At 67.5% G+C, this 13,812-nt stretch carries 10 protein-coding genes; 4 read left to right on the forward strand and 6 right to left on the reverse strand.

Annotation, left to right across the window (positions count from 1 at the left end; all coding sequences use genetic code 11):
* Positions 1-40 precede the first annotated feature (40 nt).
* The gene (gene pulA / locus V9K99_RS32340; protein WP_337005718.1) at positions 41-5,728 is read left to right on the forward strand and encodes a pullulanase-type alpha-1,6-glucosidase; all 5,688 of its coding nucleotides are present in this window, start codon (positions 41-43) and stop codon (positions 5,726-5,728) included.
* 3 nt (positions 5,729-5,731) lie between these two features.
* On the opposite strand, the gene V9K99_RS32345 is transcribed toward pulA, so the two are convergent.
* The gene (locus V9K99_RS32345) at positions 5,732-6,100 is read right to left on the reverse strand and encodes a DoxX family protein (RefSeq protein ID WP_337005716.1); all 369 of its coding nucleotides are present in this window, start codon (positions 6,098-6,100) and stop codon (positions 5,732-5,734) included.
* Between the two features lie 77 nt (positions 6,101-6,177).
* Between V9K99_RS32345 and sigJ the strand changes: the two genes are divergently transcribed.
* Positions 6,178-7,044, forward strand: a complete 867-nt coding sequence (sigJ, locus tag V9K99_RS32350; protein WP_337005714.1) for an RNA polymerase sigma factor SigJ — start codon at positions 6,178-6,180, stop codon at positions 7,042-7,044.
* On the opposite strand, the gene V9K99_RS32355 is transcribed toward sigJ, so the two are convergent.
* The gene (locus V9K99_RS32355; RefSeq protein ID WP_337005712.1) at positions 7,018-7,917 is read right to left on the reverse strand and encodes a diacylglycerol/lipid kinase family protein; all 900 of its coding nucleotides are present in this window, start codon (positions 7,915-7,917) and stop codon (positions 7,018-7,020) included. The two genes, sigJ and V9K99_RS32355, sit on opposite strands and share 27 nt — an antisense overlap.
* Before the next feature lie 36 nt (positions 7,918-7,953).
* On the opposite strand from V9K99_RS32355, the gene V9K99_RS32360 reads away from it, so the two are divergent.
* On the forward strand, positions 7,954-9,345 hold the full coding sequence (locus tag V9K99_RS32360; protein WP_337005710.1) for a serine hydrolase domain-containing protein: 1,392 nt from the start codon (positions 7,954-7,956) through the stop codon (positions 9,343-9,345).
* Between the two features lie 73 nt (positions 9,346-9,418).
* A complete protein-coding gene (locus V9K99_RS32365) occupies positions 9,419-10,357 on the forward strand; it encodes an NAD-dependent epimerase/dehydratase family protein (protein ID WP_337005708.1) in 939 nt (312 codons plus the stop codon).
* Between the two features lie 238 nt (positions 10,358-10,595).
* Here the strand turns inward: V9K99_RS32365 and V9K99_RS32370 are convergent, their stop codons facing one another.
* Genes V9K99_RS32370 through V9K99_RS32385 form a run of 4 tightly spaced genes read right to left on the reverse strand, consistent with a single transcriptional unit; the run spans position 10,596 to position 13,790 of the window.
* Entirely contained in the window at positions 10,596-11,105 is a 510-nt protein-coding gene (locus tag V9K99_RS32370; RefSeq protein ID WP_337005706.1) for a DUF3830 family protein, read from the reverse strand.
* A complete protein-coding gene (locus V9K99_RS32375) occupies positions 11,102-12,520 on the reverse strand; it encodes an amidase (protein WP_337005704.1) in 1,419 nt (472 codons plus the stop codon). Before V9K99_RS32375 ends, V9K99_RS32370 begins: the two co-directional genes overlap by 4 nt.
* Positions 12,484-12,735, reverse strand: a complete 252-nt coding sequence (locus V9K99_RS32380; protein WP_337005702.1) for a hypothetical protein — start codon at positions 12,733-12,735, stop codon at positions 12,484-12,486. Before V9K99_RS32380 ends, V9K99_RS32375 begins: the two co-directional genes overlap by 37 nt.
* A complete protein-coding gene (locus V9K99_RS32385; protein WP_443137121.1) occupies positions 12,732-13,790 on the reverse strand; it encodes a D-2-hydroxyacid dehydrogenase in 1,059 nt (352 codons plus the stop codon). Before V9K99_RS32385 ends, V9K99_RS32380 begins: the two co-directional genes overlap by 4 nt.
* Positions 13,791-13,812: the final 22 nt, after the last annotated feature.

The following is a 13,812-nucleotide window of genomic DNA, read 5'->3' on the forward strand; positions in this document are numbered from 1 at the left end:
CGGCTAGCGTCCCCGGCAGGATCAACGGGAGGGGACCGTGATGCGCGGGTTCAGGCGATGGACGGCGGGGTTCACCGCGGCGGCGGTGATCGTGCTCGGGCTCGGTACGGCGGCACCGGCGCCCGCACAGGTCGCGGCGGATCGGGTGATCACGCTGGCCGGGTCGTTGCAGAACGAGCTGGGGTGCGCGAGCGACTGGGATCCCGGGTGTACAGCGAGCAGTCTCGGTACGGCGGCGCCGTACACGAAGGTGTTCGACGTGCCGGCCGGGTCGTACGAGTACAAGGTCACCGTCAACGGCAGCTGGGACGAGAACTACGGTGCCGGCGGCGTACTGAACGGGCCGAACATCCCGCTGCGGATCGAGGGACCGGCCAAGCTCTCCTTCAGCTATGACGACACCAGCCACCTTGTCACGGTGAAGCCGGTCGACCTGGCAGGTCCGGCGGTGACTCCGGCGGACAAGGCGTTGTCGACGCCGAGCCTGCGGGAGGACCTGACCAAGGAGCGGTTCTACTTCGTGATGGCGGACCGGTTCGCCAACGGCGACAAGTCCAACGACGCCGGCGGCCTGACCGGCGACCGCCTGACCACCGGCCTCGACCCGACGGACAAGGGCTTCTACCACGGCGGCGACCTGGCCGGTGTGATCCAGAAACTCGACTACATCAAGTCCCTCGGTACGACGTCCATCTGGCTCACCCCGTCGTTCAAGAACCGGCCCGTGCAGGGTGCCGGCAACGACGTCAGCGCCGGGTATCACGGCTACTGGATCACCGACTTCACCCAGATCGATCCGCACCTGGGCACCAACGCGGACATGAAGCAGCTGATCAGCCTGGCCCACGGCAAGGGGATGAAGGTCTTCTTCGACATCATCACCAACCACACCGCGGACGTGATCGCCTACCAGTCCGGCCAGTACGGCTACATCCCGAAGTCGACGTCGCCGTACAAGGATGCTTCCGGCAACGTCTTCGACGACAAGCAGTATGCGGCCGGGGACACGTTCCCGCCGCTGGACCGGAACGTGTCCTTCCCGAACATCCCGGTGTTCCGGACGCCGGCCGACGAGACGGTCAAGGTGCCGGCCTGGCTGAACGACCCGACGCTGTACCACAACCGCGGCGACTCCACGTTTGCCGGCGAATCGGCAGAGTACGGCGACTTCGTCGGGCTGGACGACCTGTTCACCGAGCAGCCGCGGGTGCGGGACGGGATGACCGACGTCTACAAGACGTGGGCCGAGTTCGGGATCGACGGGTTCCGGATCGACACGGTCAAGCACGTCAACATGGAGTTCTGGCAGAAGTTCTCCCCCCAGGTCCTGGCGGCGGCGCGAGGTGCGGGGTCGAAGGACTTCTTCATGTTCGGCGAGGTGTTCGACGCCGACCCGAAGTTCATGTCGACGTACACCACGCAGGGCGCGCTGCAGGCGACGCTCGACTTCGGGTTCCAGCAGAACGCGGTCGCGTTCGCCAAGGGCGACCCGAGCACCAAGCTGCGCGACTTCTACGCCAATGACGACTACTACACCGACGGCGATTCGAACGCGTACCAGCTGCCGACCTTCCTCGGCAACCACGACATGGGCCGGGTCGGCACCTTCCTCAAGCAGGGCGGCGCCTCCGGGCAGGAGTTGCTGGCGCGGGACAAGCTCTCGCACTCGCTGATGTTCCTGACTCGCGGTCAGCCGGTCATCTACTACGGCGACGAGCAGGGCTTCACCGGTGCCGGTGGTGACAAGGACGCGCGGCAGGACATGTTCGCTACGCAGACCGCCGACTACAAGGACGACGAGATCGTCGACGGCACCGGTACGACGACGATCGGGAGCCAGGACCGGTACGACGTCAACGCGCCGATGTACAAGCACATCGCGGCCTTGCAGGCGCTGCGGGCGAAGTACCCGGCTCTCGCGGACGGCCGCCAGATCCACCGGTACTCGTCGAACTCCGGCGGCCTGTACGCGTTCAGCCGGCTCGGCACCGACAACGTCGAGTACCTGGTGATTGCCAACAATGCGACAACCGCAAAGTCTGCAACGATTCCGACGTACGGGCCCAACACCTTGTTGAAGCCGGTCTACGGCGGCTCTCAGGCGGTCAAGACCGACCGCGAAGGCAGAGTCGTGCTCAGCCAGGCGCCGCTGTCCGTGACTGTGTACCAAGCGGCCAGCAAGGTTCCTGCCCGAACGAAGGCGCCCGCCGTCTACATGAGCTCGCCTGAGCTTGGTGCGACGGTCGGTGGCCGCGCCGAGATCGCCGCCGCGGTACCGGAGAACACTCCGGTGACGGTGACCTTCGGCTACCGCCCGGTGGGTACGACGGCCTGGCAGCGACTGGGCTCCGACGACAACGCGCCGTACCGGGTCTTCCAGGACGTGCCCGTTCTGCCCAAGGGGACACTGCTCGAGTACCGCGCCGTACTGAAGGACGTGTCCGGCAACTACTCGGTGTCTGGGTCGTACGGCGTCGTCGGCGACGCACCGAAGCCGGGAGGCGGTGGTGGCGGGACTGGGCCCGTCGTGCAGCCGGCCAACGTCAGTGTGCCGGGTGATCACAACAGTGAGATGGGCTGCCCGGCTGACTGGTCGCCGGACTGCGACCAGGCGCAACTGACGCTGGACCAAGAGGACAAGGTCTGGAAGGGCACCTACTCGATCCCGGCCGGTGAGCACGCGTACAAGGCCGCGATCAACAAGACGTGGGACGAGAACTACGGTGCCGGCGGCAACCAGAACGGCGCCAACATCTCCTACACGGCGACCAGCGCTCCGACCACGTTCTACTACGAGCACGGCCGGCACTACGTCACGTCGAGTGCGGAGGGGCCGATCATCACCGTGCCGGGTACGTTCCAGTCCGAGCTCGGCTGTGCGGCCGACTGGGACCCGGGCTGCATGCGACCCTGGCTGACGGACCAGGACGGCGACGGCACGTACACGTGGTCGACGAGCGAGATCGGAGCGGGCAGCTATGAGGCGAAGGTCGCACACAACCTGTCCTGGGACGAGAGTTACCCGGCCAACAACATTCCGATCACCGTGCCGGCGGACGGGCTGGTCGTCACCTTCTCCTACGTCCTTGCGACCCACGTGCTGACGGTCACGACGTCCACACCGGGCGCCCAGCCCGACCTGAGCCAGGCCAAGGCCTACTGGCTCACCAAGGACCTCCTCGCCGTACCTGCGGTCACACACCCCGAGAGGTCGCGCTGGCGGCTGCACTGGTCGTACGACGCCTCTCTCAAGGTCGACGCGGACGACATCGGCGGCACGTCGTCCGGCCTGCGCTACGACGCCAACGGGATCCCACCGGCCGTGCTGGCCAAGTACCCGGCGCTGAAGGGCTACACGGCGTTGCGGCTCGACCATGCCGACGCCCGGAAGATCCTGACCGGACAGCTCGGGCTCGCGCAGTACGACGACGTCGGACGGTTGCTCGACGCGACCGGCGTACAGATCCCCGGGGTCCTCGACGACCTGTACGGCGATGCCGCGACTCAGCGCTCTTACGGCGTCACCTGGCCGGGCGGGGCACCTCGGTTCACGCTCTGGGCGCCGACTGCACAAAAGGTCAATCTGATTGTCGGATTGCAGACAATCCCCATGCAGCGCACCGACGACGGCTCCTGGTTCGTCAACGGGCCACGGTCGTGGAAGAACGCGGCGTACCGCTATCAGGTCACCGTGTTCGCGCCGTCGACCGGCAAGGTGGAGACGAACGTCGTCACCGACCCGTACTCGCTGGCGCTCACCACCGACTCGACGCACTCGGTCGCGGTCGACCTCGACGATCCGGCCGGGAAGCCGGCGCTGTGGTCGACGACACCGGCACCGAAGCTGGCCCGGTCGGTCGATTCGACGATCTACGAACTCCATGTCCGCGACTTCTCGATCAACGACACCACGGTGCCGGCCGCACATCGCGGCACGTATCTCGCCTTCGCCGACGAGGGCAACGGCACGAAGCATCTACGGTCACTCGCGGCCGCCGGACTGAACACGATCCACCTATTGCCGACATTCGACATTGCGTCGATCCCCGAGACCGGTCAGCAGTCACCGGCCTGCGACCTCAAGTCCTTCCCGGCCGATTCCGAGCAGCAGCAGGCGTGTGTGACCGCGGTCGCCGCGAAGGACGGTTTCAACTGGGGTTACGACCCGTTCCACTGGCTCGCGCCCGAGGGCTCGTACGCGACCCAGCGCGACGGTCTGGCCCGGGTCGCCGAGTTCCGCACGATGGTCGGCGGACTGCACAAGTCCGGACTGCGCGTCGTACTCGACCAGGTCTTCAACCACACGCCGTCCGCCGGTCAGGCGCCGACGTCCGTGCTCGACAAGGTCGTGCCGGGCTACTACCAGCGGCTGAATGCGACCGGCAAGGTGGAGACGTCGACCTGCTGCAGCAACATCGCCACCGAACACGCGATGGCCGAGAAGATCATGGTCGACGGCACTGTCAGCTGGGCTCGCAATTACCGAGTCGACGGCTTCCGCTTCGACCTGATGGGTCACCACAGCAAGGCCAACATGCTCAAGGTCCGAGCCGCGCTGGACAAGCTGACGCTGGCCAAGGACGGCGTCGACGGCAAGAGCGTCTACGTGTACGGCGAGGGCTGGAACTTCGGCGAGGTCGCGAACGACGCGCTGTTCGTCCAGGCCCGGCAGGGCAACCTCGGCGGCACCGGCATCGGTACGTTCTCCGACCGGCTGCGGGACGGTGTCCGCGGCGGCGGCCCGTTCGACGAGAACCCGCGGATCCAGGGCTTCGGCTCCGGCGCCGCGAGCGACTGGAACGGGGACCCGGTCAGCGGCACCACTCCCGCCGACCGCGCGAAGCGCCTCGCCCACGACACCGACCTGATCCAGCTGGGACTGGCCGCGAATCTGAGGAACTTCTCGTTCAAGTCTGCCGAGTCCGGGGCCGTCGTCCGCGGCGACGGCGTCGACTACAACGGCAGCCCGGCCGGGTACGCCGACCAGCCGAACGAGGTGGTCACGTACGTCGATGCCCACGACAACGAGACGTTGTGGGACGCGCTGACCTACAAGTTGCCGACGGCACTGACTATGTCAGACCGGATCCGGATGAACACGGTGTCGCTGGCAACAACCGCGCTGGCGCAGACCCCGTCGTTCTGGCACGCCGGCGCGGACCTGCTGCGGAGCAAGTCGCTCGACCGGAACTCGTACGACTCCGGCGACTGGTTCAACACGCTCGACTGGACCGGCGCGGACAACGGCTTCGGCCACGGCCTGCCGCCGAAGACCGACAACGAGGCCAAGTGGTCGTACATCAAGCCACTGCTGGCCAACCCCGCGCTGAAGCCGACCGCGACCGACGTCGCCACGGCGTCAGCAGCAGCCCAGGACCTGTTGAAGCTCCGCTTCTCCACACCATTGTTCCGCCTTGGATCGGCCGAGCTGATCAACGCGAAGCTGAGCTTCCCGCTGAGCGGCGCGAACCCTGGTGTGATCACGATGCGCATCGACGACACGGTCGGTCCTGATGTCGATCCGGCGCTCAAGGGCGTCCTGGTCGTCTTCAACAGCACCGGCTCGGCCGTGACCCAACAGATCCCGGGCCTGGCCGGCGCCAACCTGTCCCTGTCCCCCATCCAGGCCAACGGCTCCGATCCGGTGGTGAAGCAGACGACCTGGACCGCCGCAACCGGCACGGTTTCCGTCCCGGCACGGACGGTCGCCGTACTCGTCCAGCAGTGAGCTTTAGAGCGCCGAGAAGCGGCTCGCGGCGACGAAGGAGGCCAAAGCAAGCAGCGTGACGTTGGCGGCGACCGCCTTCGGTTCGCGAAGGGAGGCGTGGGAAACGGCCGCGCCGATCATCACGCCGACCAGGCCGACCGCTGCCAGCGGGGTGAGGACGCGGGCCGTGTCACTCAGCCACGGCACGAACAGCGCGGCGACCGCGAACAGCTCGGCCACCGCGACGGCGCGGACGACCGGCATCGGGAACGGGGCGATGCCGGTCTGCCCGGTCGCGATCAACCGGTCTCTCGACATCGTCGACTTCGCGACGCCGGAGATCGTGAAGACGACCGCCAGTAGTCCGCTGAGAATCCAGGTGATGGTGTTCATGTGGATTGCAGACGATCGACAATCCGATCCTGTGACACTGTCACTGGGACCGGCCGTCGATCGTCTGAGAAGGAGTGATGGAGGAGTTCAGGCCGCTGTTGCTGTCGATCGCGTACCGGATGCTGGGGAGCTTCGGTGACGCGGAAGACGTCGTACAGGAGGCCTACCTGCGCCTGCACCGCGAGGAGCAGGTCGACTCACCCAAGGCGTTTCTCACCACCGTGACGACGCGGTTGGCGATCGACCAGCTCAGGTCGGCCCGCCGGCAGCGGGAGACGTACATCGGTCCGTGGCTCCCCGAGCCGGCCGTCGACGAGTACGTCGACCTCGCCGAGCGGGCCGCGTTGTCGGACTCGCTCTCGACCGCGTTCCTCGTCGTACTGGAACGCCTGTCACCGGACCAGCGGGCGGTGTTCCTGCTCTGCGACGTCTTCGGGTACACGTACGACGAGGTCGCCGCGATCATCGGCAAGACCCCTGCCGCCTGCCGCCAACTCGCCGTACGGGCTCGCCGTCACCTGTCCGACGACCGCCCGCGCTTCGACGCCTCCCGGCAGGAACGAGACGAGCTGGTACGACGGTTCGTCGCGGCGGCCGAGGAGGGTGAGCTCGACGAACTGGTGAAGATGCTCGCACCCGATGTCACGTTCACCGGCGACGGCGGGGGCAACGCGTTGGCGTTCCCGCGGCCGGTCCACGGCGTCGACAGTGTCAGCAAACTGGTGCGCGTCGCCTTCGGCAAGCTGGCCGACCTCGGCCTGCAGGTCAACCGGGTGCACGTCGGCGGCCAGCCCGGTATGCGCGTCCACGACGCCGAGGACCGGACGCTGGCGATCTGGTCGTTCGTGATCACCGACGGCCTGATCACGGCCATCCACGGTGTCGTCAATCCGGACAAGCTCGCCCACCTGCAGCGGTCAGGGCACCCGGACGATCAGGGCTGACGGGTCGACCGACGCACTCAGCGTGCGCCCGTCCGCGATCGTGTCGCCGTCCAGCTGCCGTCGTACCGTCCTCGCGGCCGAGACCTGGATCTGCCGGCCGGTGAACCGCTCGACATGGCGCTCCCGCAACGGCTTCACCACCAGGCTCGCCGCGAGCCGGGGCCATTGACTGATCCGTCGCGGCGCGAGCACGACGGCATCGATCAGCCCGTCGTCCGGTACGGCGTCCGGAAGCAAGGGGATGCTCGCCTGCAGGGTCCCGACGTTGCCGATCACCACGGTCCGGGCCCGGCGCCGTACCGGCGGTCGATTGTCGACAATGATCTCGACCCGGACGGACGGATGGTTGAGGTTCCTCAGCGTGGCCACGACGTACGCGGCCCAGCCGACCCGCTTCTTCAGCTCGTCGGGCGCATCCGCGATGATCGCGGCGTCGAGCCCGAGGCCGGCCATCACCACGAACCGATCGGTCGGCAACTCGTCCCCCTCGACCTCGACGCTGTCGATCCGCTGCTCGTCGCCATCGAGCAGCTCGGACAGCGCGGTCTCGAGGTCCAGTGAGATACCGAGGTTGCGGGCCAGCAGGTTGCCGGTCCCGGCCGGCAGTACGGCCACCGGGATCCCGCTCCTGGCGAGCTCGGCACAGACGATCCGCACGGTGCCGTCACCGCCGGCCACTACGACCAGATCGACCGTCTCCTCGATCGCCCGCTGGGCCATCGTCGATCCGGCATCGTCCTCGGTCGTCTCCAGCCAGAGCGAGTCGTCGAACCCGCGGTCGGCCAACGCCGCGTCGACAGTACGGCGGAACTCCTCGGCGTCCGGCACCTTCACCGGGTTGAGGATGACCGCTGCTCGTCTGGTGGAACTCACCTGATTTTGTCCGTTCTGGCAGATAGCGTGCTTCGAGTGAGCAGCCTTCCACGGAGTACCCCAGAAACCGAAGGTCTATCCGGTGCCGCGCTCGACGCGTTCGTCGCCGCGCTGGACGCGTCCGACCAGGAGATCCAGACCGTGATGCTGCTGCGGCACGGTCACGTCGTACTCGAGGAGGAGTGGTCGCCGTACCGGCTGACCGATCCGCACCTGTTGTTCTCGGTGTCGAAGAGCTTCACGTCGACCGGCATCGGGCTCGCGATCGACGCCGGGCTGCTGTCGCTCGATGACCCGGTGACCTCGTTCTTCGAGGCCGACGAGTTGCCGGAGACGATCAGCGACAACCTGGCCGCGATGACGGTCCGGCACCTGCTCACCATGACGACCGGGCACGCCAAGGACACCGTCGAAGCGCTCGGCCGGGACCGGCGGATGGTGAAGATCTTCCTCGGTCTCGACGTCGAGCACGAGCCGGGCACGGTGTTCGTCTACAACAGCGGCGCGACGTACATGCTGTCCGCGATCCTGCAACGGCTGACCGGTGAGACGCTGCTCGACTACCTGCGGCCGCGGCTGTTCGAGCCGCTCGGCGCTTCGGAGGCGACCTGGCAGGTGTCGTCCGAAGGCATTACCACGGGCGGCTGGGGGCTGAGCATCAACACCGAGTCGCTGGCCAACTTCGGGCAACTGTTACTGCAGCGCGGCGTGTGGGAGGGCAAGCAGCTGGTCTCGGCCGAGTGGTTCGAGGCCGCGACGTCGAGGCAGGTCCCCAATGACAGCGAGGAGAATCCGGACTGGCATCAGGGGTACGGCTTCCAGTTCTGGCGCGGCCGGCACAACACCTACCGCGGCGACGGCGCGTTCGGCCAGTTCTGCTTGATCTTCCCCGAGTACGACGCCGCCCTCATCATCACGAGTGCGACGTTCGACATGCAGGCGATCCTGAACACGGTCTGGGATCACCTGCTGCCCGTCCTCGAAGGCAAAGAGGTCACCGCTGTCGCGCGGCCCGAGCGGCTGGAGCTGCCGCCGCCGTCAGGTCCCGCGCCATCCGGCGGCAACGGGCGCACCTATCGGTTCGCGTCGAACGAGGCCGGCTTGGAAGCCGTCAGGTTTACTGACGGCACCGGCATCTTCACGTTCACCGAGCCCGGGACCACCGAGTCGCTCGAGATCGTCTGTGGTCCCGGCGGCTGGCAGGAGCATCGTGCGGTCGGCGTACTCAAGGAGGCCGACCCCGCTGTCGGGCAGCGCCTGGTGACGAGCGCGTACGCCGACGGGGACACCTTCGTGGCGACGATCCGCTTCGTGGAAACGCCTTTCGTCCTCACCCTCGCCTGCCACCCGCCCGCTGACACCCTCACCATCGACGTCACCCAGAACGTCTCCTTCGGACCCACTTCGTTCACCCTGACCTCAGAGTGATCCACGTCACTGTCACAGCCCGGAGGCGGGGCGTGTCCTCCGGGTTGTAACAACAGACGACGGAGGAATCACAATGAAGGTCTTGGTGGCAGGTGCGACCGGCGGACTGGGCCGGTCGCTGGTACCGAAACTGATCGCGGCCGGGCACGAGGTGACCGGGATGATCCGGTCGGAGTCCGGTGCGGCCGGTCTGCGGGCCGACGGTGCGGGGGTTGTCCTCGCGGACGGCCTCGACGCCGACGCGGTGATGGCTGCGGTGGACTCGGTTCGGCCGGAGGTCGTCGTACATCAGATGACGGCACTCAAGGGCGGGATCGACTTCAAGAAGTTCGACCAGAGCTTCGCGCTGACGAACCGGCTCCGCACCGAAGGCACCGACAACCTGCTCGCCGCTTCCCAGGCTGCCGGCGTACGACGGTTCGTCGTCCAGTCGTACGCCGGCTGGAACATGCAACACGGTGGATCCGCGACGAAGACCGAGGCGGACCCGCTCGACCCGAACCCGGCGCCGGCGCAACGGCAGACGATGGCCGGGATCAAGCACCTCGAGTCGGTCGTCACCAACGCCGAGGGAATCGAGGGCATCGCGCTGCGGTACGCGAGCTTCTACGGCCCGACCGGCGCCATCGGCAAGGGTGGCGAGATCGTCGAAATGATCCAGAAGCGCAAGTTCCCGTTGATCGGCAACGGCACCGGCGTGTGGTCGTTCATCCACTACGACGACGCGGCCGACGCGACGGTGAAGGCGATTGAGAGCGATGCCACCGGCATCTACCAGATCGCCGATGACGACCCCGCACAGGTGGCGGTCTGGCTGCCGGAGTTCGCGCGCATCCTCGGCGCGAAACCGCCGCGGCACATCCCCACCTGGCTGGGCCGTCTCGCCGTCGGCGACGTCGGCGTCGCCGCCTTCACCGAGATCCGCGGCGTCGACAACACCCTCGCCAAAGCCACCTTCAACTGGCAACCCGGCTACCCCTCTTGGCGCGAAGGCTTCCGCCACGGCCTCTAACCCGGGGTCGATCCCCGAGGGCCGGTCCCCCGGGCGCCGATCCCCCACGGAGCCGCTCCCCTGCCCGGTAATCCCACGCCGGTCGCGGACCCAACAGCCCGCGACCGGCCCCGCCCGTGGACCTGGTTCAAGCGCACCCCGGCCCCGCGCCCGACCCGTCCCCACCCAGTCACCGCTGGTCCCACACCCCGGACAGGCTCCCGCCCGACGAGTCCACCGACTCCTGGGACCAGCGGTCTCAGGAGCTCAGGTCGCGGCGGGTGAAGGTGAGGGTTTCCCCGCGGGCGCCGCCCATCCAGAGGTCCTGGCAGGCGGCCGCCATACCGTCGAGATTGTCGACGATCGCACCGAAGACATTGCCCGGCACCCAGCCCTGATCCCCGTTGATCAGCAGATTGTTCCGCCCGTAGAACACGGCCAGGTCGACGATGGCACCCGTGGTCCCGGTGCCGGTGGTGTTCTCGTACCCGTACGCCGGGTTGCCCAGATCGTCGGAGTCGAACGAGAACCAGCACAGGTCGCCGGGAATCGGCGTCACCGTGGTGTTCTCCTTCCCCGGATCGGCCGGCGCGAAGGCGGGCAGCAGCGTGTAGATCTCGTTCCGCGCGTACTTTCCGTGGAACACCGGCGCTGACAACGGCAGCGCGTCCCACACCGCCGCACAGGTCCGCGGCGCCGCCTCGTCGAGCAACTCGGCGACACAACTCACGCCGCGCTTGTCCAGGCTGACGGTGATGAACCTGCTCATCGCGCCTCCAGAGTCGGTGTCCGTGTATGCCAGTCCGTCGCGGCCTGATACGCCTGCCCGACGCGCAGCGTGAGTGCGTCCGCGTGCCGCGCGCCGACAGTCTGCAATCCGACCGGCAGACCATCGGACGTGAACCCGCACGGCACACTCAGCGCCGGCTGCTGGGTGAGATTGAAGGGATACGTGTACGGCGTCCAACTGGTCCAATCTGGTGACGACGAACCATCCGGCACGTCCTGCCCGACCGGGAACGCCGTGAGCGGCAGAGTCGGCGTGATCAGTACGTCGTACTTCTGGTGGAACCGTCCCATCAGCTGCCCGAGTTCCATCCGTACCGCGGTCGCATCGAGGAAGTCAGACGCCGAGTACGACGACCCGATCTCGGCGACCCGGCGCAGTCCGGGGTCCACGCGATCATCGACCGTGTGCGCCGACAGCACCTTCGCTGCACCGGACCACCACAGCACGTTGAACGCGTCGGCCGGATCCGCGAACCCGGGATCGACCTCGGTCACCTCGGCCCCGGCCTCCTCGAGCACGCCGACCGCGGCCCGCACCAACTCCTCGATCTCCGGTCGATTGTCGACAAACCCAAGATCGGACGAGAAGGCAATCTTCAATCCGACAATCCCATCGTCGATCCCGGACAGGAACGAGCCGCGCGGCGTCGGCATCGCTGACCAGTCACGCGCGTCGAACCCGGTCACGATGTCGAGCAGCGCAGCCGTGTCGCGGACCGTCCGAGTCATCGGCCCGGCATGCGACAACGTGCCGAACGCACTCGGCGGAAACAACGGGACCAGCCCGTACGTCGGCTTGAGCGCAACCGTGCCCGTGAACGCCGCCGGGATCCGGACCGAACCTCCGCCATCGGTCCCGACCGACCACACCCCCATACCGAGCCCGACCGCGGTCGCCGAACCGCCACTCGAACCACCCGAGGTCTTCGACGGATCCCATGGGTTGCCGGTCGCGCCGTACCTGAAGGAGTCGGTGACACCTTTCCACGAGTACTCCGGGGTCGTCGTCTTCCCGAGGATCACGGCCCCGGTCTCACGCAGCCGAGCGACCGCGGGTGCGTCTTCCTCCCACGGACCCGCCTCGTCGATCATCGTGCTGCCGCGCAGGGTCGGCCATCCCTTGGTCCACAGCGCGTCCTTGATCGACGTCGGCACCCCGTCGCCAGGCCCCAGTGGCTCCCCGCGTTGCCACCGGACCTCCGACTCTTTCGCTGCCGCGAGCGCCCCCTCCGCATCCACCAACACGAAGGCGTTCACCGCCCCGTCGTACCGCTCGATCGCGTCCAACGCCTCCTGCGCGGCCTCAACCGGCGAGATCGTCCCGGCCCGGAACCCCGCAACCAGCTCCACCGCCTGCATCACCACTTCACCACCCGACCAAGCCCAACTCGCCATTCCGCCAGCTCCAGCACCGCGGCGGCCCCACCCGGCTCATCAGCAGCAGACCCGGCCAGCCACGCCGACTCCTCAGCACCTGCCCCGGCCAGCCACGCCGACTCGGCGGCACCTGACCCGGCCGACCGCAGCCGACTCGGCGGCACCTGACTCGGTCGGGCCTGACTCGGCCGGGATGTTGAGGGGTCCTGCAGTGTCGGCGGTTGCTGGGTCATCGGGCTCCCGAGGGGATGTAGCCGAGCTTCTTGTCCACGACATTGAGAAGAGGTTCGCCGGCCAGCCAGCGCTGCAGATTGTCGACGAACTGAGCGGCAAGGGTGTCCCGCCAGCCGATCACATCACCGGACATATGCGCGGTGATCGTCGCACCGGGCGCGTCCCACAGCGGATGGTCGGCCGGCAACGGTTCGCGATCGAACACGTCCAGCGTCGCCGCGATCCGCCTGTCCTGCAAGGCGTTCAGCAGCGCCCCCTCGTCGACAATCGGACCACGCGCAACGTTGATCAGATGCGCATCCGGCTTCATCGCCCCCAGCACCTTCGCGTCGACCAGCCCAAGCGTCGCTTCGGTCAGAGGCGCCGCGAGTACCAGGTGATCAACCTCGCCGACCTCAGCCGCAAGGTTGCTGCTAGCAACAACCTCACCGAAGTCCGGATCACCGGACCGCGCGGTCCGCCCGGCCCCGCGCACCTCCAGCCCCGCCGCACGCAGCAGCCAAGCGATCTCCCGCCCGATTGCTCCGGTGCCGACCACCATCGCCTTCGCGCCGAGCACACTCCGCGTCTCCCGATGCCGCCACTCCCGCCGCCGCTGCAGGTCGAGACTGGTACGACTGTCCTTCGCGTGCGCGATCACCGCCCCGAGCACGTACTCCGCGATCGGCCGATCAAACACCCCATGCGCATTGGTCACGACAACATCCGAATCGCGCAACTCGTCAAAGAGCAGAGTGTCAACCCCGGCCGCAGTCACATGGATCCACTCAAGCGTCCCCGCATCAGCCCAGACATCCCTGACCGCACTAGAAAAGAAGTCCCACAGCAACAGCCCCCGAGCCCCCCGAACAGCCTCCCGCAACCCATCCGCAGCGCAATACCGAAACTCAACCCCACCCAACCCCCCACCACCGCCGGCATCTCCACCGGCTGGACCCGGTCCCCCAACCCCATCCAGCCCCGGCGGCCGAACCAGCCCATCACCCCCACCATCACCTACCGCGGCCCGCTCACAGAGCACCACGATGACGGGACGCTCGGTGGAGGGAGGCACGCCATGAGGCTAGGAACCGATC

This window comes from Kribbella sp. CCNWLW201 (assembly GCF_037203805.1).
Classification (GTDB): Bacteria; Actinomycetota; Actinomycetes; order Propionibacteriales; family Kribbellaceae; genus Kribbella.